This window comes from Pectobacterium carotovorum (assembly GCF_033898505.1).
Lineage (GTDB): Bacteria > Pseudomonadota > Gammaproteobacteria > Enterobacterales > Enterobacteriaceae > Pectobacterium > Pectobacterium carotovorum_J.
Genome location: NZ_JAXAFK010000009.1, coordinates 32,789 through 54,697, shown reverse-complemented (window position 1 = coordinate 54,697; position 21,909 = coordinate 32,789). Strand labels below are relative to the sequence as shown.

At 54.6% G+C, this 21,909-nt stretch carries 19 protein-coding genes; 6 read left to right on the top strand and 13 right to left on the bottom strand.

Going from position 1 to position 21,909, the window contains the following annotated elements:
• Positions 1-12: 12 nt before the first annotated feature.
• The 7 genes from R9X49_RS22700 to dgt form a co-directional block, all read right to left on the bottom strand.
• Entirely contained in the window at positions 13-1,005 is a 993-nt protein-coding gene (locus R9X49_RS22700; RefSeq protein WP_319850524.1) for a sulfate ABC transporter ATP-binding protein, read from the bottom strand.
• Positions 995-1,876, bottom strand: coding sequence for a sulfate ABC transporter permease subunit CysW (gene cysW / locus R9X49_RS22695; protein WP_271876754.1), 882 nt, complete (start codon positions 1,874-1,876; stop codon positions 995-997). Before cysW ends, R9X49_RS22700 begins: the two co-directional genes overlap by 11 nt.
• Positions 1,877-1,888: 12 nt before the next feature.
• Positions 1,889-2,701, bottom strand: a complete 813-nt coding sequence (gene cysT, locus R9X49_RS22690) for a sulfate ABC transporter permease subunit CysT (RefSeq protein WP_010280704.1) — start codon at positions 2,699-2,701, stop codon at positions 1,889-1,891.
• A 214-nt stretch (positions 2,702-2,915) separates the two neighbouring features.
• On the bottom strand, positions 2,916-3,920 hold the full coding sequence (locus tag R9X49_RS22685) for a sulfate ABC transporter substrate-binding protein (protein ID WP_369987577.1): 1,005 nt from the start codon (positions 3,918-3,920) through the stop codon (positions 2,916-2,918).
• A 397-nt stretch (positions 3,921-4,317) separates the two neighbouring features.
• On the bottom strand, positions 4,318-5,475 hold the full coding sequence (locus tag R9X49_RS22680; RefSeq protein WP_039360836.1) for a CdaR family transcriptional regulator: 1,158 nt from the start codon (positions 5,473-5,475) through the stop codon (positions 4,318-4,320).
• A gap of 232 nt (positions 5,476-5,707) precedes the next feature.
• Positions 5,708-7,165 (bottom strand): serine endoprotease DegP, encoded by a 1,458-nt coding sequence (degP, locus tag R9X49_RS22675; RefSeq protein WP_319850522.1) that lies wholly within the window; start codon positions 7,163-7,165, stop codon positions 5,708-5,710.
• A gap of 189 nt (positions 7,166-7,354) precedes the next feature.
• Positions 7,355-8,866 carry a dGTPase gene (gene dgt, locus R9X49_RS22670; RefSeq protein WP_319850521.1) on the bottom strand — a complete coding sequence of 504 codons (1,512 nt, stop codon included), beginning with the start codon at positions 8,864-8,866 and terminating at the stop codon, positions 7,355-7,357.
• Between the two features lie 245 nt (positions 8,867-9,111).
• Here dgt and mtnN point away from each other — a divergent pair, with 245 nt between their 5' ends.
• From mtnN to R9X49_RS22655, 3 genes are all read left to right on the top strand, one after another.
• Positions 9,112-9,810 carry a 5'-methylthioadenosine/S-adenosylhomocysteine nucleosidase gene (gene mtnN / locus R9X49_RS22665; RefSeq protein WP_319850520.1) on the top strand — a complete coding sequence of 233 codons (699 nt, stop codon included), beginning with the start codon at positions 9,112-9,114 and terminating at the stop codon, positions 9,808-9,810.
• 2 nt (positions 9,811-9,812) lie between these two features.
• Positions 9,813-10,652 (top strand): vitamin B12 ABC transporter substrate-binding protein BtuF, encoded by an 840-nt coding sequence (gene btuF, locus R9X49_RS22660; protein WP_319850519.1) that lies wholly within the window; start codon positions 9,813-9,815, stop codon positions 10,650-10,652.
• Positions 10,653-10,883: 231 nt separating this feature from the next.
• Positions 10,884-11,162 carry a hypothetical protein gene (locus R9X49_RS22655; RefSeq protein WP_319850518.1) on the top strand — a complete coding sequence of 93 codons (279 nt, stop codon included), beginning with the start codon at positions 10,884-10,886 and terminating at the stop codon, positions 11,160-11,162.
• Positions 11,163-11,309: 147 nt separating this feature from the next.
• Here the strand turns inward: R9X49_RS22655 and erpA are convergent, their stop codons facing one another.
• Both erpA and clcA read right to left on the bottom strand, forming a co-directional pair.
• Positions 11,310-11,657 (bottom strand): iron-sulfur cluster insertion protein ErpA, encoded by a 348-nt coding sequence (erpA, locus tag R9X49_RS22650; protein WP_015841270.1) that lies wholly within the window; start codon positions 11,655-11,657, stop codon positions 11,310-11,312.
• 79 nt (positions 11,658-11,736) lie between these two features.
• A complete protein-coding gene (gene clcA / locus R9X49_RS22645; protein WP_319850517.1) occupies positions 11,737-13,152 on the bottom strand; it encodes a H(+)/Cl(-) exchange transporter ClcA in 1,416 nt (471 codons plus the stop codon).
• Between the two features lie 172 nt (positions 13,153-13,324).
• On the opposite strand from clcA, the gene hemL reads away from it, so the two are divergent.
• Together hemL and R9X49_RS22635 are read left to right on the top strand one after the other, a co-directional pair.
• Positions 13,325-14,605, top strand: a complete 1,281-nt coding sequence (gene hemL / locus R9X49_RS22640; RefSeq protein ID WP_319850516.1) for a glutamate-1-semialdehyde 2,1-aminomutase — start codon at positions 13,325-13,327, stop codon at positions 14,603-14,605.
• A gap of 159 nt (positions 14,606-14,764) precedes the next feature.
• Positions 14,765-15,388 (top strand): glutathione S-transferase, encoded by a 624-nt coding sequence (locus R9X49_RS22635; protein ID WP_319850515.1) that lies wholly within the window; start codon positions 14,765-14,767, stop codon positions 15,386-15,388.
• A 22-nt stretch (positions 15,389-15,410) separates the two neighbouring features.
• Here the strand turns inward: R9X49_RS22635 and R9X49_RS22630 are convergent, their stop codons facing one another.
• Positions 15,411-16,871 carry a PLP-dependent aminotransferase family protein gene (locus R9X49_RS22630; protein WP_319850514.1) on the bottom strand — a complete coding sequence of 487 codons (1,461 nt, stop codon included), beginning with the start codon at positions 16,869-16,871 and terminating at the stop codon, positions 15,411-15,413.
• A 135-nt stretch (positions 16,872-17,006) separates the two neighbouring features.
• Between R9X49_RS22630 and R9X49_RS22625 the strand changes: the two genes are divergently transcribed.
• Positions 17,007-17,597 carry a LysE family translocator gene (locus R9X49_RS22625; protein ID WP_319850513.1) on the top strand — a complete coding sequence of 197 codons (591 nt, stop codon included), beginning with the start codon at positions 17,007-17,009 and terminating at the stop codon, positions 17,595-17,597.
• 48 nt (positions 17,598-17,645) lie between these two features.
• On the opposite strand, the gene fhuB is transcribed toward R9X49_RS22625, so the two are convergent.
• From fhuB to fhuC, 3 genes are read right to left on the bottom strand one after another with little or no spacing between them, the layout of a single operon-like run.
• Complete coding sequence (gene fhuB / locus R9X49_RS22620; RefSeq protein ID WP_319850512.1) at positions 17,646-19,676, bottom strand: Fe(3+)-hydroxamate ABC transporter permease FhuB; 2,031 nt, start codon at positions 19,674-19,676, stop codon at positions 17,646-17,648.
• Positions 19,669-20,595 carry a Fe(3+)-hydroxamate ABC transporter substrate-binding protein FhuD gene (gene fhuD / locus R9X49_RS22615; protein WP_319850511.1) on the bottom strand — a complete coding sequence of 309 codons (927 nt, stop codon included), beginning with the start codon at positions 20,593-20,595 and terminating at the stop codon, positions 19,669-19,671. Before fhuD ends, fhuB begins: the two co-directional genes overlap by 8 nt.
• A gap of 16 nt (positions 20,596-20,611) precedes the next feature.
• Positions 20,612-21,409 carry a Fe3+-hydroxamate ABC transporter ATP-binding protein FhuC gene (gene fhuC / locus R9X49_RS22610; RefSeq protein ID WP_319850510.1) on the bottom strand — a complete coding sequence of 266 codons (798 nt, stop codon included), beginning with the start codon at positions 21,407-21,409 and terminating at the stop codon, positions 20,612-20,614.
• Positions 21,410-21,909: the final 500 nt, after the last annotated feature.

Sequence of the window (21,909 nt, the reverse complement as noted above, 5' to 3'; positions counted from 1 at the left end):
ATCATCGACCGATCAGATTTCCCAATCGTGACTATAGCGCTTGGGTTTGAACTGAATCACATCGCCTTTCTGTAGTCCTTGCAGGCTTGCATCGTCTTTTGCGACTTCCGCTTCAATCAGTTCCGACTGTTCACCCAGCTTCAACGACAGGCGCGTTAACGCACCGAGTGGGCGAATATCGCGTACCGTCACCGCCTGATAACCTTCCTGCGCCTGAACGGATAACGACACTTCATGAGGACGGAACAGAATCGTCTCTTCCGTCTGCGCCACTTTCAACCGGTTGCTGTCGCCAAGGAAATGGTAAACAAATTCGCTGGCCGGGTTGTTATACACTTCCGCTGGCGTGCCAATTTGTTCAATCACCCCTTTGTTCATCAGCACGATGCGGTCGGCCACTTCCATCGCTTCTTCCTGATCGTGCGTAACAAATACCGATGTCAGATCGATATCTTCATGCAGCTGAGACAGCCAGCGGCGCAGTTCCTTACGCACCTTGGCATCCAGTGCGCCAAAAGGTTCATCCAGCAGCAGAATGCTAGGTTCAACAATCAGCGCACGCGCCAGCGCAATACGCTGCCGCTGACCGCCGGAAAGCTGCTCAGGATAGCGATCCCCCAACCAGTCCAGTTGCACCAGATTCAGTAGCTCATGCACTTTCTTTTCGATATCACTCTTCGACGGCCGGATATTTTTCGGCTTCATTCGCAGCCCAAACGCGACGTTATCGAACACCGTCATATGGCGGAACAGCGCGTAGTGCTGGAATACAAACCCCACGTTGCGCTTGCGCACGTCGTGGACGGACACATCCTGACCGTGGAAAATAATACTGCCGCTATCCGGCTGTTCCAGCCCGGCGATAATGCGCAGCAGCGTTGTCTTACCGCAGCCCGATGGCCCCAGCAAGGCCACTAGCTCACCGCTGTGGATCGACAAATTAATCTCGTTCAGCGCCCGAAACTGGCCAAATTGTTTATTAATATTGCGAATCTCAATGCTCATTTTTGGCCAACTCCTGTTGTTTCTGTATTTGCTTCGTCAAACGACCTTCACTCCACTGGCGCAGTAACAGCACCACCAGCGACATGATCAGCAGCAGAATCGCCACGCTGAAGGCCGCAACGATGTTGTACTCGTTATAAAGAATTTCGATATGCAGCGGCAGCGTGTTCGTCAGGCCGCGAATATGGCCGGAAATGACGGAAACGGCGCCAAACTCCCCCATCGCGCGTGCGGTACACAGCACCACGCCGTAGATCAGCGCCCACTTCACATTCGGCAGCGTGATATGCCAGAACATTTGCCAGCCGTTCGCCCCTAGCAGACGTGCGGCTTCTTCTTCCTGCGAACCCTGTTCTTCCATCAGCGGAATCAACTCACGGGCAACATAAGGCAGCGTGACGAAAATTGTCGCCAGCACGATGCCCGGCACGGCGTAAACAATTTGCAGATCGTGTTCAAGCAGGAAGGGATAAATCTTGCTTTGCGCCCCAAACAGCAGCACATACACCAGCCCCGCGACCACGGGGGAAACGGAAAACGGCAAATCGATCAGCGCTAGCAGAAAGCTCTTGCCGCGAAACTCGAATTTCGTCACGCACCACGCCGTCGCTAGCCCGAACACCACGTTTAACGGCACGGAAATGACGGTCGCAAGCAGCGTCAGCTTAAGTGCGGAAATCGCATCCGGTTCGGTAATCGCATCCCAAAATGCGCCGACGCCTTTATCCAGCCCCTGAGTGACTACCATCATCAGCGGCAGCACCAGAATCAGGAAAAAGACGACCCACGCGAGTGAAACCAGAATGTAATAGGCGGCGGGCTGTTTTTTTCTTTTAGCCGCGTTGGCCTGAGTGGAAATAACCTGTTCCATGACGACCAGCCCTTACAGTTTCGGTTGAATGCGGCGCTGCAACACGTTAATCAGCAGCAGCATAATGAAAGAAACCAGCAGCATGAACACGCCGATCCCGGTTGCTCCTTTGTAGTCATACTGATCGAGCTTGGAGACGATCAGCAGCGGCAGGATTTCGGTTTTAAACGGAATGTTCCCCGCGATGAATACCACGGAGCCGTATTCGCCAACGCCGCGGGCAAAGGCTAGCGCAAAGCCCGTCAGCCACGCCGGTAACAGCGCAGGAAGCAAGACATGGCGGAAAACCTGAAGCGGACGTGCGCCCAGGCAGGCGGCGGCCTCTTCGACTTCTTTGGGAATATCGGCCAGTACCGGTTGCAGCGTTCTGACCACAAAAGGCAGCGTGACGAAAATAAGCGCCAGCGTGATGCCAATGCCGGTGTAGGCAATTTTGAACGGAAACAGCGAGCCAATCAGGCCATTCGGCGCATACAACGCCGTCAGGGCTATCCCCGCGACTGCGGTTGGCAGCGCGAAGGGCATATCGATCATGGCATCGATCACTTTACGGCCGGGAAAGGTATAGCGCACGAGCACCCAGGCCAGCAACGTCCCGAGAATACCGTTAATAAACGCCGCCGCCAGCGCCGTACCAAACGAAAGCCGCAGGGAGAAAAGCACCTGACGGCTGGTTATCAGATCCCAAAACTGGCCGAACGTTAGTTGGCTGGCATATAAAAACATCCCCGCCAACGGAATGAGGACAATTAATCCTAAATAGCTCAGGCTAAACCCTAACGTTAGCCCGAAACCGGGAATCACTGAGGAAGAACGCTGTGACATACCGTGCCTTTAATTTTCATACTCACTACCCAGCCAACAACTGCTTGCCGACACGCGCTACCTGACGGAAGGTTTAAGGCTGCTATCCACTAATGCCGATCGTTTAAGCATCGAGATACATGAGCTTAAGTGACCAGTATTACGCTGTCGCCAGCCTTTGAACCTGAAAAAAGCCGCTAGGTGATAGCGGCCTTAATCCGTCAGACGTTAAAACTTACTTATTGATCTCTTTAAAGATTGCGTCGAACACGCCGCCATCGTTAAAGAATTTGTCCTGTGCCGCTTTCCAGCCGCCGAAATCCTTATCGATCGTCACCAGATTCACTGGGGCAAACTGATCTTTAAACTCTTCGGCAATCTTGGCGTTGCGTGGACGGTAGAAATTTTTACCGATGATGCGCTGCGCTTCATCGCTGTAGAGATATTGCAGATAAGCTTCAGCCTGTTTCTGCGTTCCCTTGCGCTCAACGACTTTGTCGACAACGGCAACCGGCGGTTCCGCCAGAATCGACAGAGATGGTGTGACGATCTCAAGCTGATCGCCACCCTGCTCTTGCAGAGACAGGTACGCTTCGTTTTCCCATGCCAGCAGCACATCGCCTAACTGACGTTGTACAAAGCTAATGGTTGCCCCACGCGCACCGGTGTCCAGTACTGGTGCATGACGATATAGCTCAGTCACAAATTTCAGCGCAGTTTCATCATTGCCGCCCGGTTGCGCTTTGGCATACGCCCACGCGGCCAGGAAGTTCCAACGCGCGCCACCAGAGGTTTTCGGGTTTGGCGTGATCACTTCAACGCCCGGCTTCACCAGGTCGTTCCAGTCTTTAATTTGCTTTGGATTACCTTTACGCACCAGAAAAACGATGGTGGAGGTATAAGGCGTGCTGTTGTCAGGCAAACGCGCCTGCCACTTAGGATCGATCAGCTGTTGATTCAGGTTTAATGCATCAATATCACCGGCCAGCGCTAGCGTCACCACATCAGCCTGCAAGCCGTCAATCACCGAACGCGCCTGCTTTCCAGAGCCACCGTGCGAGTTTTTGATGGTGATATCTTCACCGGTGGTCGCTTTCCAATGCTTAATAAACGCCGCATTGTATTGCTGATACAGTTCACGCGTCGGATCGTAAGACACGTTTAATAATTCGGTAGCCGCCGAGGCCACACCGGAAAACAACAGTGCTGCCGTAGCAACAGATAACCCCAGACGACGTATTGACATTCTTATCACTCCCTAATGCTCGAAAGTATCAGATAAAATCATGACGGATGTGACTGATTAATAACTTAAATAATTCGGCTTGCAGGGCAAAACGCGATCGTTTTGCACCGCACACATGCAGCTTGAAATAGGACGGATATATCAGGCTGACAACATGGAAGTGACAATAGTGGATATAGGGAGGGGGCAAAAATATTGTTTCGCGATAATTTATGCTATCGCGTTATATTGTTAATGGTTATGTAATAGTTTTCAATCTAAGCAATTTTATTGCAGCGGAAATATTTTTACGACGGGATATGAGGTAACCCTGATGCCGTGCGGCATCAGGTAATACGGGAAGAGGATAGACTCAGAAGTATAGCCTTAAGCAGGCAGGCACCTTTCTGCTCTATTCTTCTTCATCAAGTTGCAAAGCCACGTACAGCAGCAAACGATCGTCGAAATTCCCCAGATCTAACCCCGTCAGCTCGGAGATGCGGTTGAGACGATACTCTAGCGTATTACGGTGAATAAACAGCGCTTTCGCCGTCGCACCGGGCTGAACGTTATTACGGAACCAAGCCCCCAGAGTCCGACGCAGCAGACCATTGCCGTCCATTGCTTTAAGCTTTGAGAGTGGCCGCACCAGCTCGTTTGCCTGCCAGCCGCCGCGCAGGCTATCCAGCAGTACGGGCAGCATCAGATCCTGATAGTAATAACAGCGCTGAGCGGGCATACGCTGTTTGCCCACGCTCATGGTCGTGCGCGCCGTGCGGTAAGAACGCGCAATACTGCCGGGGCCGGCAAAATAGTTCCCCAGCGCCAGCCGCACCCGCAGCCGGCTGCTTTCCGCCATGCGCGACATCAGCGTGTCCACTCGACGCCGGTGTTCTTCTGCATCCCAGCGCCCGTGGCTGTTCAACGCCGGTTTTAGCACCACCATTTCCGTCAGCGAAACGATAGCGATCAGGTTGTCACGTTCCGGCGTGGTCAGCAGCGTCTGCAACTGCTGTAGTTCCGCCATGGCGGAATCCACCCCAAGCTGCCCGCTGTCCACCTCGATCACCGCCGCGACGCGTGGCTTATTCAGATCGATACCTAAGCGCTGCGCCCACTCCATGAGGGCGGGAGAAAGGTCGTCGGTGCGAATCAGGTTCAGTACCAGCTCTTCACGCAGGCGGCTATCCTGCGCCAGCATATGCAGCAGCCTCGCCTGTTCCAGCATCATTTCCGCCGTCATGCAGACCAGTTCGCCGTATTGCCGTAGCTGGCTGGGGTTCCCCGTCAGGCCGATGACGCCAACGATTTCACCGTCGATGCGCAAAGGTAAATTGATGCCCGGACGCACGCCGTGCAGGTGGCGCGCCACAGCGTCATCAATATCGACGACCCGTCCCTGCGAGAGCGCCAGCAGCGCTCCTTCGTGCAACTCCCCCAATCGTTCCTGATCGCCACTGCCGATAATCTTACCGCGAGCATCCATCACGTTGATATTGCTATCAATGATCTGCATGGTTCGCGCGACAATATCCTGTGCCATCTTGGCATTGAGATGATACGACGCCATTTTTACCTCTGAGAGGAACATTGACAATTGCACCAGCATACCGCCACACGGTGCGCCACACATTGTGCAAATTAACAAAGAAACGGGAATTAGGTTAAATCTGTGGAAGAACTCACAAAAGCACTTTCATAGAGAGGCGAGAAGTGGCCGATCACCTGAGTACCCGGCCAGATAAGCAACGTAACAACTTGTCTTAAAAGGTAATTATTAACTTAAACTCTGAACAATTCGATTACTGAGCCAGTAGATAAATCGTGCTTTCACCGCGACGAACGTTCAAGGCCAGAACGGCGGGTTTACTGTCCAGAATTTTACGCAGTTCGCCAATATTCTGTACCGGCTGTTGGTTAACCCCCAGAATAATGTCGTCCTTCTTCAGGCCAATTTTAGCCGCCGCGGAACCGGGTTTAACGTTATCCACCTTGACGCCTTTTGCGCCGTCCACCTGCGTATTGCTCAGCTCGGCACCTTCAATGCCAGAGTAGAGATTACCGGAAGCTACCTGAGCCTGATTGCTCTGTTGCAGCGTCACCTCAACCGTCAGCGGTTTACCCTCACGCAGCAGCCCAAGTGCCACTTTGCTGCCCACCGGCAGCGAGCCAACCTGCGCACGCAGTGCAGAGAAGCTGCTGACCGCCTTACCATTCAGCGTGACGATCACATCGCCCGCCTTGATGCCCGCCTCATCGGCTGCCGACTTCGGCCGAACCTGACTCACAAACGCACCGCGCTGTGCATCGACCTTCATCGCCTGCGCCAGTTCGGAGTTCAGCTCCGTCCCGGTAATACCCAGCTCGCCGCGCTTCACTTCGCCAAATTCGACAATTTGTGCCACGACGCTTTTCACCATATTGCTGGGGATAGCAAAACCAATCCCGATATTGCCGCCATCTGGGGCAAGAATCGCGGTATTCAGGCCAACCAGCTCTCCATTCAGGTTCACCAGCGCCCCACCGGAATTCCCTCGGTTGATCGCCGCATCGGTCTGAATAAAGTTCTCGTAGTTTTCAATATTCAACCCGCTACGCCCCAGCGCAGACACAATGCCTGATGTCGCCGTTTCGCCCAGGCCATACGGGTTACCAATCGCCACCGTATAGTCACCGACCCGCAACTGGTCGGAATCTGCAACCTTGATAGCCGTCAGATTTTTGAAGTCTTTCAACTGCACCAGTGCGATATCTGAACGCGGGTCTTTGCCTAACACTTTGCCGTCATACTTGCGGCCATCGCTGAGTCGAACCTGAATCTTATCAGCGTTATCCACCACATGGCTGTTGGTCACCACATAGCCTTTCTCCGCATTAATCACGACACCCGCACCCAGCGCCTGGAAGTTTTCCTGTTTTGGTTGCTGTTGGCCGCTGCCATCATCGTCCCCTTCTCCCTGACACATCGGCGATGACTGGAACGGCGATCCGTCCTGGCAGAAAGGCGAGTTTTCACCAAAAAATGGCTGAAGCTGCGGGGGGATACCTTCTTTTCCCGCATTGCCCGCATTGGTGGTATGCCCTTCCACGTAGATGCTCACCACGGAAGGCATGACCGTTTCCAGCATAGGGGCCAGGCTAGGGAGTTGACCCGATGACGCGGCAGACGCCGCTGACTCAGCCGCATTCGCCGTGGTGGAGCCCATCGCCATCGCCAGACTTAACGCCAGCGCACTCAGAACCAGTGATTTTCTTTTCATAGGAGTATGTCTCATAGTAATCAACACGCGAGTCTTACGGCCCGTGTACCCGACACCGGGTACACTCAGTGGTCGTGCTGTATGAGATAAATATGGACCAACAATGTTCCCGAGGGGAAGATCGTGAAGCGTAAGGAAATATTGAACGGCTTTACAAAACTCGCGATTTCCATTGCCGTCTGTTCATCGCTAATCTGCCGCCATCAGCTTGCGGTATTCGTCGTAAGCGTACAAATCCGTCATACCGCTGATGTAATCCTGAATCAGACGCGCCCGATAGTAATACTCACGGACGATTCGCTCGTTTTCGGGTAAGGCTTCCAACGCGGCAACCGCTTCGCAATAGGCCAGACAGTGCTTGCTGGACAGCTTGTGATAAAGCCGCGTTTCAATCGGATAGCGCCTGTGCGTATCATCGAGGACAAGCTGGCTGAAATCCTGATAGGGCATCTCAAGCAGCGGGCTGTAAATATCCAGCAGGCCGCGAATCACGCGATCTCCCTGTAGCTCCAGCTGTTCAACCTCATGATGGTTAAAAACGTGCTTTAAGGCGACGTGTTTGAAAATGCCTAGCAGGTGATTCTGCGGGCTGTCGTCCTCAAGCAACGCCTGATTAAACGATCCGGCATAGATCGCTGGCAGGTTATCGATAAAACGCTTCGCGGCATGCGGCACCATCTGCTGCACGGTATTAACGCGAAGATTCATGAAGAACTGATCGTCGTGACTACGCCATTTTAAACGTTCACGCTCTTTGTAGGCATGTTCAATCGTCTTGGCGAAAATGTCTTTCTCCGTTCCTTCTCCCCAATTTTCACGCAACAGGCCGTACAGTTCTTCAATCGTGAGAATCTCTTTCTCAACGGCATCTTCCAGATCCGCAATACAGTAGGAAACATCATCCGCTGCTTCCATGATGTAGCTCAGCGGATGACGATGAAATTCGCCCATATCCAGCTCTTCACGCAGTCTGGCGACAAACGCTTCTTCTGCCAGATAGTAGCCCGGCTTCTTCATCAAATAGTGGTAATCCGCCGGCAGTTCGCCGTGCCAATATGCGGGACGGGTATATTTCAAAATACAGGCAACTTGCCCGTAGGTCAGATTGAGCTTCAGCAACGTGTGTACCAGCCTGATCGCCTGTGCGTTGCCTTCAAAGTGACTCAGATCCTGTCGGATTTGCCCACGCAATTCGTCCAGCCCATCCTGCTGCATCCGCAGTGTAGGAACTTTACAATCATCGACACGTTCCGGGGATGCATTGTCCAGATAATGGCTATCCAGCAATTTTCTGAACCATTGGTTAATCGCAGATTCGCCAAAATGCCCAAACGGCGGATTGCCGATGTCATGCATCAAACACGCCATTTCGACCATGCTTTCAAACGGCGTTTGTCTGTCTTCCAGACCCAGCGACGCCAGCCGTCCATCGGCTTGCAGGCGGTGCAAAATATCTTTGGCGATATAGCGCCCCACCTGCTGAACTTCCATCGAATGGGTCAGACGGGAACGGACAGCTGCGTTACGTTCCAGCGGAAAGACCTGCGTTTTTTGCTGTAAGCGGCGGATGGCGGCGGAGTTAATAATACGACCACGATCGCTCTCAAACTGGCGCACAATCGCATAGCCATTATCAGCCGTTTTAGGTCGGCTGAAATGTCGCTGAAAGCTCATTTTTTTGGCGAAATCGATATCAGACATACGGTTCTCCCTATCATCCCGCTACAGCACAATGATGGACACTCCATCTCCTCCCGCTAGCCATGATAGACTAACGTCCGCGATATACACCTAATGCTGGTCATTTAACGATCGAGATACACGGTGCGACCACAGGGGGAGGCATCCCTGCGGGAACCTCTCCCTGTGTTTCCCCTAAAATGGGACTTCAGTGACCAGCATTAGGTATACGCCTTCCATTTATAACAGAATTTGCGGGGAACCTTATGAAAGTCGGTATTATCGGCGCGATGGAACAAGAAGTAACGCTGCTGCGCGATCGGATTGAAAACCATCAGACCTTCCAGCGTGCGGGTTGCGAAATCTACACCGGACAAATCAATGGCGTAGATGTCGCCCTGCTGAAATCCGGTATCGGCAAAGTTTCCGCCGCGCTCGGCACCACGCTGCTGCTGGAGCACAGCAAGCCAGATGTCGTCATTAACACCGGTTCCGCTGGCGGATTGGCGCCAACCTTGAACGTGGGCGATATCGTCGTTTCCGATGAAGTACGCTACCACGATGCTGACGTCACAGCCTTTGGCTATGAGCCCGGCCAGATGGCGGGCTGCCCTGCCGCTTTCCCCGCCGATGACAAGCTCATCGCGCTGGCACAGGAAACCATTGCCGATTTACAGCTGAACGCCGTGCGCGGTCTGGTTGTCAGCGGTGATGCCTTCATTAACGGCGCAGAACCATTAGCCCGTATTCGCACGACCTTCCCAAAGGCGATTGCGGTAGAAATGGAAGCGACAGCAATCGCCCATGTCTGCCACCAGTTCGCAGTGCCGTTTGTGGTTGTGCGCGCCATTTCTGATGTGGCCGATAAAGAATCACACTTGAGTTTCGATGAATTCCTGAGCGTTGCGGCACAGCAGTCAACGCGGATGGTGGAAGCGATTCTGGCTAAGCTGGCCGCACGCTAATCGTGACAGTCAGGTTCTTCTGCTGGCTGACCGGGCTACTGCTCTGCACCGCCGCTTATGCCATTCCGCAGCGTGTCATTAGCCTCGCGCCACACGCGACGGAAATGGCCTATGCGGCTGGCATGGGCGAACAGCTGATTGCGGTTAGCGCCTGGTCAGATTATCCGCCAGAAGCGAAAAAGCTGGAACAAGTGGCTTCCTGGCAGGGAATCAACCTGGAGCGGATCCTCGCCCTCAAGCCCGATCTGATTCTGGCGTGGCGCGAGGGTAACCCGCAGCGCCCGCTGGAACAACTCGCCAATTTCTCGATACCCATCGTTTATCTGGATGCGAAAACGTTAGACGATATTCCCGCATCATTGCGGCAGTTGGCGACCTATAGCCGCCATCCAGAGCAAGCCGAACGGGCTGCGACAGATTTTCAGCAGGAAATAAGCAGGCTACAGCGCGCCAGCGAGAGGAAAAACGCGGCACACGCTGCTCCGCTGCGGGTATTCATTCAATTCGGAACTCAGCCGCTGTTTACCTCTTCGCAAGCGACGCTGCAAAGCCAAATCGTTTCACTGTGCGGCGCAGAAAATATCTTTAGCGACAGTCCGGTGCCCTGGCCGCAAGTTAGCCGTGAACAGGTGTTAAGGCGGCAGCCACAGGCCATTATTGTCGGTGGAGCGCCAGATAGAACTTCCAGCGTGCAGGCGTTTTGGCAACCGCAATTAGCGGTGCCGGTCATTACTGTCAATGAAGACTGGTTTAGCCGTAGTGGCCCTCGTTTGCTATTGGCAGCCCGGCAAATTTGTTCTCAATTGGCAGAGTTAAGACCCACGTTTTCGTCAGCGAAGTGATTGTTAATTAACACGGTGAAATCGCTCTGATAACAATAACTTCATTAGTATACAAGTTGTAACACTAGCAGGCTTTTATTTCGCCAATATTTGCCGATAATCTGAGCGCAACGGTGGAATTATAAGCATCATTCATGGTGTTGATTACCACCCGGCGATAAAGCCAAAGCAACACGAAATGAGAAAACTTTGAACCGACATCGGTTCCTTTAACACCAGGTAGCTTTAACTATGAAAAATGCGTTGCTTTACGCGGGCTTACTGATGGCGGCCTGTAGCACGGCATATGCAGGGAGTCAGGGTGGGCAAATTAATGCTCAACTGACGATACTACCGGCGTGCGGCGTAACGCCTCAATCCGGTCAATATCAAATGAAATGTAACCTAGCCTCTGTACCACAACCTAAAATTACTGAGTCACGTATTCAGGTCGATCAGGCAAAATTTTCGACTTCTGCGACAAAAACCGCACAAGGTACGGAAACGCGTCTGATTACAGTCGAATGGTAATCACAGTAAAAATAGGGGACGTGTTTTTTAACACTCCCTATAATTGACTTACTGTCTGCTATAAAAAATGTCTGCTATAAAAAAACCGTGTCTCGGCAACAAGACACGGTTTTTATTTTTCAGTCGGTCAATAACCGCAATGCAGGATCAGACGCTGAAAGAGGAACCACAGCCGCAGGTGGATTTCGCATTCGGATTCGTCACGACAAAGCGAGAACCTTCCAGCCCTTCGGTATAATCCACCGCACCGCCAACCAGATATTGCAGGCTCATCGGGTCAACCACCAGCGACACCCCTTGCTTCTCAATGGTCATATCGCCGTCGTTGATTTGATCATCAAAGGTAAAACCATACTGGAAGCCGCTACAGCCGCCGCCCGTGATGTACACACGCAGTTTCAGCTCTGGGTTTTCTTCATCAGCAATCAGGTTTTTCACCTTGCTTGCCGCTGCATCGGTAAATTGCAGAGGCAGTGCTGCTATATCGTCGCTCATATTTTTACTCCCAACTCAGGGCTTATCAGGTGATAAACCCATATTCATATGCTTATTATCCGGCAGTCTGCGAAAACGTTCAAGATTTGACAGAAATTGTTGAAATAATCTGCTGCTCCTGCTCAGCCAATGCCTGCCGCTGCAGCGTCCTCGCCAGAATAGAAGAATATAACGGCTTTCCTCCCAGAAACTGCGCCAACAGTGTCGCGCCCAAACACGTCACGATCATGGGTAAGATCAACTGGTAGTTGTCAGTCATTTCCAACACCAGAACGATGCCGGTGAGCGGAGCACGAACCGATGCCGCAAACAGCGCTCCCATCCCCGCCACAGCAAATGTACTTGCTCCAATGGCATAATCAGGAAACAACTGGCTGGCCACCATACCAAACGCAGCCCCGAGCAGCGTTCCCAACGCCAACATCGGTGCAAAAATCCCCCCTGGCGCGCCCGATCCGAAACAAAGCAGCGTCATAAAGACGCGGATCATAAAGATCCCAAAAAGCATACCAATGCTGTAATGCTCCGCCGCCGCAAGGGGGATAAGCGTAAATCCGCCTCCGGTTGCTTCATGAAAAACGACAGACAGCACGCCACAGAGGCCGCCCGCCAGTGCGCCAACCAGCAGGAAGCGAGACATCTGCTTACCGTGGAAGGCCAAAAATAGCGCCTGAGTACGTAAAACCAAGGCATTAAACACCACACCGACGACGCCAAAAATAATCCCAAGCACCAAATATAACCACAGCGTCTTGAGCGGTGCAGAAGGCAATTGCCCTATATCGATCACAGCCTGTTCGCCGTTGAAGAGACGAAATACGATGCTCGACATAATGACGCCGATGAAGACCGCTTTAATCGAGATGAGGCTATAGCGGAACTGAGGCCGCATTTCCTCAATGATAAAAAGTATTCCGGCCAGCGGCGCATTAAAGGCAGCGGATAGCCCGGCCGCCGCGCCAGTAGCAAGCAATGAGTGGCGCCCGTCCTGCTGCCTTTTGGGCAACATATCCGCAACCATACCACCGATATTTCCCCCCAGCTGTACCGTCGGCCCTTCTCGCCCCAGCACCATTCCCGACCCGAGCGTGCCAATACCGCCAAAAAACTTAACGGGCAATACGCGCCACCAGCGTACCGGTCTGAGTTCTTCTAACGCGCCCTCAATCTCAGGAATCCCCGACCCACCCGCTTCTGGAGCGAATCGCCGAACCAGAAAATATCCCCACACCACGAGAACAGCTGATACCGCCGCAGCAACAAGCCAGCTCACCCCGCTTTCAGGAAAATGCGCCAAGAGTGCCATTCGCTGTTGTATAACCCAGTTCACCGTACGTTCAAATGCCACGCCGACTAACCCGGTTAACGTTCCTACTATCGCCGCCAGCAGAAGAATCAACGCGGGGGTTTTATCGCGCCGCATAAATTGTGCGATGGCAGCACGGCGCTCCGCCGCAGAAGAAACGGGAGCAGAAAGTCTGATCACAATGGTCATAACCAAAAAAGAGAAATAAGAGCCACTATGTTACCCCTTAAGGATAAAACTGCCTATTTGACCAGAACAGAAGACAAAGAGACCCGCATCTGCTGAACAGCGATTTCATAACGGCCGTCAGTTCATTAGAATACCCCTACATTTTACGATCAAGACCAGTCAGGACCGCGTAATGAACAAATCTGAAAGCCTGTATGCTGCGGCACAGCAACTTATTCCCGGCGGAGTGAACTCACCCGTTCGTGCTTTTAACGGCGTCGGTGGTACCCCGCTGTTCATCGAACGGGCTGATGGCGCTTATCTCTACGATGCTGACGAGCAAGCGTACATTGATTACGTGGGTTCGTGGGGTCCAATGGTGCTGGGGCATAATCATCCAGCGATTCGTGATGCGGTGATCGCGGCCGCAGAACGCGGCCTGAGCTTTGGCGCGCCGACAGAGATGGAAGTGCAGATGGCGCGTCTGGTGACCTCGCTGGTGCCCAGCATGGATATGGTGCGGATGGTCAACTCCGGCACAGAAGCCACCATGAGCGCGATCCGTCTGGCGCGTGGTTACACGGGCCGCGATAAAATCATCAAATTTGAAGGCTGCTACCACGGCCATGCCGACTGCCTGCTGGTGAAAGCCGGCTCCGGCGCGCTGACGCTGGGCCAACCTAATTCCCCCGGCGTTCCAGCCGATTTCGCCCGGCACACGCTGACCTGCGTCTATAACGATCTGTCATCCGTTCGTGCCGCATTTGAGCAATACCCTGACGAGATCGCTGCAATCATTGTCGAACCCGTTGCGGGTAACATGAACTGCGTTCCACCGTTGCCAGATTTCCTTCCCGGCCTGCGTGCCCTGTGCGACGAATTTGGTGCCTTGTTCATCATTGATGAAGTGATGACCGGCTTCCGTGTCGCGCTGGCAGGTGCACAGTCGCACTACGGCGTGGTGCCGGATCTGACCTGTCTGGGGAAAATCATCGGCGGCGGCATGCCAGTTGGCGCATTCGGCGGCAAGCGTGAAGTCATGCAGGCGCTGGCACCGACCGGTCCGGTTTATCAGGCGGGAACACTGTCCGGCAACCCGATTGCTATGGCGGCAGGCTTTGCCTGTTTGACGGAAGTCGCGAAACCCGGTGTCCATGAAAAACTCACCGCGTTGACCAATCAGCTGGCAGAAGGCCTGCTGGCTGCCGCGAAAGCCGAAAATATTCCGCTAGTCGTGAATCAGGCGGGTGGTATGTTTGGTCTGTTCTTCACGGATGCCGAGAGCGTCACCTGCTATCAGGATGTGATGAAGTGCGACGTCGAGCGCTTTAAGCTGTTCTTCCACATGATGCTGGAAGAAGGGGTTTATCTCGCTCCATCCGCTTTTGAAGCGGGCTTTATGTCGCTGGCGCATACGCCACAGGACATCGAACGCACCATCGAAGCCGCGCAGCTCTGCTTCTCACGCCTGTAAAAGCGTATCTCGACGGCGTCATTCACTAACGCTGACGCCGTCGCATTCCCCTCTTCTCCTCCGCCCCTACTTTTTTCAGGAGTGTTCTCGTTTGAGAATGACAAGCCGTCTCAAATTGGTTATGAGTAACTCTATGTTCCTGAAAATAGCGGAGAGATTATGTTAAAGATTCTAGGACGCACGTCGTCGATCAACGTTCGGAAAGTGCTGTGGCTGTGCGATGAGTTGGCGATTCCCTTTCACCGCGAAGACTGGGGTGAAGGCTATCAGTCACCGCAGTCACCGACATTTCTGGCGCTCAACCCTAATGCCATGATACCGGTGATTCAGGATGACGATTTTGTCATGTGGGAATCAAACGCGATTATACGTTACCTCGCCAACGCGAAGGACGGAGCCTGGCTTTACCCGCAGGATCCACGCAGCCGTGCTTCGATCGATCAATGGATAGACTGGCAGGCCAACGAGCTCAATCCTTCATGGCGTTACGCCTTTATGTCGCTGGTGCGCCAGTCTCCCGCCCATCAGGATCCGCAACTGCTGGCAGCCTCCTGCAATCTTTGGTCACGCACCATGGGCATTTTAAATCAGCAGCTGGAGCGAACCGGTCACTACGTTGCAGGAGAAGCGTTTACGCTGGCCGATATTCCCATCGGGCTATCGGTAAACCGCTGGTATGAAACGCCGCTGGAGCACACGGACTATCCCGCCGTCCGCGCCTACTATGAGCGCTTAAGCGAACGCACAGGCTACCTGACCTGGGGACGAAACGGCACGCCATAAGGCTATGTTCATAAGGATAAGACTACGTTGCGCTACCCGGCCCGATACCGCTCATCTCACACGCCAGCGCCCCTGCGCGCTTAAGCGCATACGTGTAGCGTTCATCAAATGGGTAGCAGCACGAGAGCCGAAGCCCGTGCTTACAGCGACCGCTCAGCGTGTAAAGCTCGCCGGGCGTGACGCAAATCTGCTCTTGCAGCAGGCGATGGAACAATTCAACACCATCCACCCCACCCGGTAATTCCAGCCAGAAGACAAAACCGCCCTGTGGCTGCGTCGCGCGTGTCCCCTGCGGGAAATGTCGGGCAATCAACCCACGCGCCTCATCCATCTGTGCGGCATAGCGACGGCGCAGCGTACGCAGATGGTGATCGTAACCGCCGGACTCCAGAAACTGTGCCAGCGTTTCCGATAGCAGCGCCGATTCCGCCATTGACGAGACCGCTTTCAGCCGCGCCACTTTGGCACGGAAACGGCCTGACGCCATCCAGCCAATGCGAAAATCCGGTGCCAGCGTTTTCGTAAAGCTGGAGCAGTAAATCACCCAGCCTTCGCGATCGAAGGCTTTTACCGTCGGCGACAGCGGCCAGATAAACTGCAGTTCGCTGTATAACCCATCCTCAATAAGCGGAACCTGATAATCATTCACCAGCTTTGCCAGCCGCTTTTTATCCGCCAGCGTCATACTGCACCCCAGCGGATTCTGGGCATTCGGCATCGCGATAATCGCCTGTAGCCGCCCTTCTGACAGCAACAGCTCCAGCGCATCCAGCGCGAGGCCACGTTGTGGATCGGTGGGAATCTCCACCGTTTTCAATCCCAGACTGGCCAGCAGAGGAAAGAGATAAAAGTAGGTTGGCGTTTCCAGCCCGACACAGTCGCCCGGCTGCGTCACCGTGCGCAATGCCAGCTGTAGCGCCTCCATACAGCCGTGGGTGATCGTGATGTCTTCACGAGTCAATGTCATGCCCAAATCCATGGCTCGCCGCGCCACTTCGCGCCGCAGTCGCTCACTGCCCGGCGGTAACGCATAGCGACCAATCAGGTCGGGCTGCCGCCGCAGCAAGGACGCGGTAATACGGCTGATCTTTTCGGTCGGATAGAAATCGGCATGCTGTGGGCATGCTAAAGAAATGTTGGTGTAATCCGGGTGTGTCTGGGCAGCAAACACGGTATCAATCAGATCCAGTTTCTCACTGCCCGGCACAATCACCTGCGCACGATGCGGCTTACTTTCCGTCAGCGACGGCAGACGACCTCGCACAAAATAGCCCGACTGCGGCCGCGCTTCGATCAACCCGCGATCTTCGAGAATACGCCAGGCATTCAACACCGTGTTGACACTCACCTGATGCGATCCGGCGACGCGACGAATAGAAGGCAAGCGGCTTCCCGGCGCTAACGTCCCTTGATGAATCGCCGTGGCGAAGGTTTCCGCGAGCTGTTGATAGAGCGTACTTTCTTGTGAGTCGATGATGGACACAGTTCCCCCGCCAGCCGATGAGTACAGTTAACGATTAATGCAATTTGTACCCATTACAATAATCGTTTTGTGTATCTGTAACCATTTCTTTTTTCTGCCTACTATAGTGCTCTTCCCCATCACCAGGATAACACCATGCTCGACCCTTCTTTTTTCAGCTACGTCACCGTCATGTCCATCACGCCGGGACCCAATAATCTGCTGCTGGCAACCTCAGGCGTCAATTTTGGCCTGCGCCGTACGTTACCGATGATGGTGGGAATTACCGTTGGCTGTGGGGTACAAACGGCACTGATGGGTATGGCCCTGGAACTTCTGCTGAGCTGGATGAGCGTTATCCGCCTTCCTCTTACCGTGCTGGGGTGCGTCTATCTGCTGTGGCTATCGTGGAAAATCGTGCGCTCATCGGCACCGGAACTACAAGGGCGAGTACAGCCGATGACTGCACTGCAAGGGACGCTCTTTCAAGCGGTGAATCCGAAGACCTGGCTAATGGCAAGCAACATCGCGCTGCTTTATACCGCCAGCGGTGGCCTTTTCACCACGGTCATCGCCTTTATGGCACTCAATCTGCCCTGCGTTTTAGTCTGGGCAGCGCTCGGCGATCGCATCGGCAAACATCTTCAGGAACCGTGGAAACTGAAAGCCTTCAACGGCATTATGGCGTTCTCTCTGCTACTCACCACATGCTGGATGCTGGCTGAAGCCATCAATCTCTCCCGCTAATCACACGGCTGAGGCGGTTTTTTCTTCTCGCCTCAGCCTGCGTTACCGTTATTTCACCCGCTTGCGGAGCAGATAAACAAAGTAAGGCGCACCGATAAACGTCGCGAGCAGCCCCGCCGGAACCTGTGCCGGAAAGAGGATCATTCGGCCGCACCAGTCCGCAATTACCATCAGCGCGCCGCCAATCAATGCCGAACTGGCGATTTGCGGCAACACGCGGTTAAAGCCCAACATCCGCGCCATGTGAGGCGCCATTAACCCGACAAAACTCATCGGCCCAACCATCAGGGTTGCCATTGCGGTCAGCACTGATGCCAACAGCAAAACCAGCAGACGAACTGGCGTGACAGCTACGCCAAGCGATCTGGCCGTCGTGGCGCCAAGCGGCAGAATACGCAACCAGCGCTGGCACAGCGGGACAATCAACAGCAGCAGAACGGCAATCACCGCCGTGCGTATTGCGTCTGCCGGCTCGACCGCATAGGTTGAGCCCGACAGCCAGGTCAGCACGGTACCCATGCGTGGATCGCCACTGGCCAACAGCAGCGCAATCACGGTGGAGAACGCCATACTCAGTGCGATCCCCGCCAGCAGCATACGCTGCGTGGAGAAACCACCGCGTCCGGCAATAATCACCATGACCAGCAGCGTTAACGCCGCGCCCGCGCTACCGGCCGGAAGCAACCACACGAACGCATTGCCGGGAACGAAGAACAGCAAAATAATGACGCCAAACGACGCGCCGGAGCTAATCCCCAGCACTTCCGGGCTTCCCATCGGGTTGCCCGTCAGTTTCTGTATTAACGTTCCCGCCACCGCCAGCATCACCCCGGCCGTTAGCGCCGCCAGTACCCGCGGCCAGCGCCATGAGAGCAACTGCGCTAGCACATCGCCACCGCCCCACTGCCAGCCTTCGGCATCTTTCCCTACCATCAGCGCCGCGATCACGACCATTCCCAGCAGCATGATGCCGAGTACCAGCCACGCTCCCCACAGGCGACGTTCAGCCGTCGGCGTGCTGTTGCTGTCGATCATCGCGGGCTGGCCGCTATTGCGCAGGCGCGGCAGCAGCCACAGTAACAGCGGCGCGCCAATCAGCGCCGTCGCGGCCCCCGTTGGGACGTCAAGCCACACGCGGCTCAGCCAGATAACGCCCTGATCGGCAACGCCGAGCAGCAACGCCCCGAGCAACGGCGCTAATAAAAGACGATGAAGTAACCGCCGTGCGCCCAGCATTTTCGCCAGCAGCGGCGCAAACAGGCCGATAAAACCGATAATGCCCGCCGCATTCACCAACTGGGCACACAGGAAAATCCCCAACCCAAGCGCGCTCAAACGCGCCAGCGACAGCCCAAGCCCCAGATTACGCGCGACGCCGTCATCCAGCCCTAGCAGCGTTAGCGGGCGAATCAACAGCAGCGCCAGACAGAAACACGCCAGAAGACGCGGAAGCACAAACTGTACATTGCTCCAATCCTGCTGGCTCAGTACACCGCTGCTCCACAGGAACAAGCCCTGAAGCTGCTCATGATGGAAGATCACCAGCAGCTGATTGACCGCGCTACAGTAGAAACTCAGCACCAGCCCCGCCAGTATCAGCGTCACCGGCGATAAACGCTTACCCCAAGCGACGCCAAACACTAACGCACCAACCACCAGCGCGCCAATCATAGCCGCGGCCTGCTGGAGCCATGCACCACCAGGCAGCGCCCACAGCGTGACAACCGTGATCCCGAGCTGCGCCCCCGTGGCGATCCCCAGCGTTGACGGCTCGGCCAGCGGATTACGCAAGACCTGCTGGAATAACACGCCGCACAGCCCCAGCCCCGCGCCAATCAGCAGTGCCAGCACCATGCGTGGCAACAGACTGTAATGGAACAGAAGCTGTTGCATATTGTTCAAGACAGGCTGAGTCAGCCCTTCAACCCATTGTGATGCCGGTAATTGCTGCTGCAAATTGTAGCTGCCCATCCCCAGAATCACGATCAGTAGAAAACCAATCACGACCACCGGCAGCACCAGCGGATGACTCACGCGTTGATGCGCGGGTGAGGAACCAACAGACAGAGGATTAGCCATGATTTCTCGCCTCCAGAGCCTGATTCAATACGCGGCAAAAGCGCATCGCCGAGAGCGTTCCGCCATACAGCCAGACAGCGGGCACGCGCTGCACACGCTGTTGACGCACAAACGGCATCGCCTGCCAGAGCGGGTTCTTATCAAGCTGCGCGCTGATGGCGCTATCACCGTGCTCAAAACAGAGCACGTTGGCATCGCCAATTTCCGCCAGGCTTTCAATGCCCACAATCGTACTGCCCCAGAAGCTGGTTTCACCACGCCAGGCATTCTCTATCCCGATATGATCCATGACTTCCTGAAAAAGACTGTTCTTGCCAATCACCAGCACATGGCGGCTGTCGACCAGCGTGATCAGCAACAGAGGCCGCTGGGTATAGGGTTGAAGGGTGATTTTTTCCTGCTGGAGAAACTGCGCCAGTTCCGTCAGGTGTCGTTCCCCGGCCGCCTTCATATTTAGCGCATCAGCCAGTTTCATGACTGAGGACTGTGCCACCGTCAGCGGTTTTCCCTGTTCGCTGCTAAAGCCAAAGCCCAGCATAGGAGAGATGCGGGACATTTTTGCGACCGAAGGGCCGTAGCCTTCAGAGTAAAGAATCATGGACGGACGAATCTGCGTCAGCAACTCCAGATTCGGCTCGGTACGCAGCCCCACATCAATCACTGAGTCAGGCAGCGCAGGCTCTTTCACCCACAGGTTATAGTTATGTTTATCCGCGATCGCAAAGGGGGTAATGCCTAACGCCAGAAGCAGCTCAACGGGCAACCATTCCAGCGCCACGATACGGTGTAGATCGGGAAATGTGGCCGTGGCTCCTCTGCTCGCCGCCGAATACACCAGCGGCGACAGTAGCAGCGCCGTCAGCAAACGACGGCGTAGCGGATCGGGAGAGGATGGAGAAGAAAAACGTTCAGGCATCATGAGCAGAAAAACCGAGTTAACAAACGAAGCTGACCGGTGCGCCACCAGCCGGATGAGGCAAAATGCCCATGGGAATGCCGTAGATGTTTTCGAGCACATCCCCTTTCATCAGCGCGACAGGCTCACCCTGTGCAATCATCTTGCCACCGCGCAGTGCCACCAAATGATCGCAGTAGCGGGCAGCCATATTGATATCATGCAGCACCGCAATGACGGTGATGCCGCGCTCGCGGCTCATGCGCTGAATCAGCGCCAGCACCTCAACCTGATGGGCAATATCCAATGCGGAAGTTGGTTCATCCAGTAACAGACAGCGGCTATCCTGCGCCACCGTCATCGCCAGCCAGGCTCGCTGCCGTTCCCCGCCGGACAGGCTATCCACCAGACGGTTGGCGAACGGTTTCAGCCCTACCAGCGTGATGGCTTCTTCGACCTTTTCCCGATCGGCGCTGCCGAAACGGCCTAATGCGCCATGCCACGGGTAACGCCCTACGGCCACCAGCTCACGCACGGTCATCCCCTCGGCGGCGGGAAGCTGCTGCGGTAAATAAGCCACCTGACGGGCGAATAATTTGCTATCCCAGCTTTCGGTAGCCTGTTCCCCCAGCAATGCGGTTCCGCTGCTGGCGGGCTGGTGACGGCCCAGAATTTTGAGCAAGGTCGATTTGCCCGAGCCGTTATGCCCAATCAGACCGCATACTTTCCCGACAGGGAACGTGATAGAGAGCGGGTGTAGCAACGTGCGTCCGGCGACAGAAAAGCTGACGTCGTCCAGTCTGAAGGTGGTATCAGGCAGTACAGTTTGATTTTGCATAGCGTTTTTGGTTTGTAATGTCACCGAAGGAAAGGGGTGAGCAGAATTCACTATTCCCGTAATCGTCAGTCTAAAAGAGAACGATAATGATTACGATAGAGGCAGCATGATAGGCGCAACGGAATGCCAATCGCAAGACTTTTACCTGTCAGCGTTAGAGCGACGTGGCCGGAAAAGTGGTATCAGGCAGGGCGTGGTGCTCGACTCAAAATAGCAGGCACAAAAAAATACCCCCAAATTAATCCTGTCCCTTATACACAAGTCTAGAAGTATCGCGGTTTTTGCCGTGGTCAGGCGTAAAAAATTATGCTGAGGAGGTAGCTGGCTTCGGATGAGCCGCAGGACGCGGCGAAAGCTTGCGCCACGTAGGGAACGTGTCGCAAGCGGTCCGCTAAGCCAGATACCGACGAAGGTACCGCGTCAGCGGCATAATTTCCGCCGAAAGCCTGGGGTCACGGGGCGGCGGCGTTTGAGTCGCCTCGTGTCGGGCGCGTGCTACG